Origin of the sequence: Tepidibacter mesophilus (assembly GCF_002724055.1) — a bacterium.
Classification (GTDB): domain Bacteria; phylum Bacillota; class Clostridia; order Peptostreptococcales; family Peptostreptococcaceae; genus Tepidibacter_A; species Tepidibacter_A mesophilus.
Genome location: NZ_BDQY01000088.1, coordinates 1 through 316, shown reverse-complemented (window position 1 = coordinate 316; position 316 = coordinate 1). Strand labels below are relative to the sequence as shown.

General features: G+C 42.7%; 2 rRNA genes. Both read left to right on the top strand.

The features are described 5' to 3' along the window. Positions 1-94: ribosomal RNA gene (locus Tmeso_RS16075) — 16S ribosomal RNA — on the top strand; the annotation flags it as partial. Positions 95-219: 125 nt separating this feature from the next. Then, positions 220-316: ribosomal RNA gene (locus Tmeso_RS16070) — 23S ribosomal RNA — on the top strand; the annotation flags it as partial.

Sequence of the window (316 nt, the reverse complement as noted above, 5' to 3'; positions counted from 1 at the left end):
CGCAAGGAGGAATCTGCCGAAGGTGAAATCAATGACTGGGGTGAAGTCGTAACAAGGTAGCCGTATCGGAAGGTGCGGCTGGATCACCTCCTTTCTAAGGAGAAATAACCTACTGTTTAATTTTGAGGGTTTATTACCTTCAAAATTAGTGCGTTATTAATGAATTTCATTGATGAGGTACGTAGTACTTTGAAAATTGAACAGATTTAAATAAATTAAGGTTAAGTTATTAAGGGCGTAGGGCGGATGCCTTGGCACCAAGAGCCGATGAAGGACGTGGTAAGCTGCGATAAGCTTCGGGGAGATGCAAGCAATC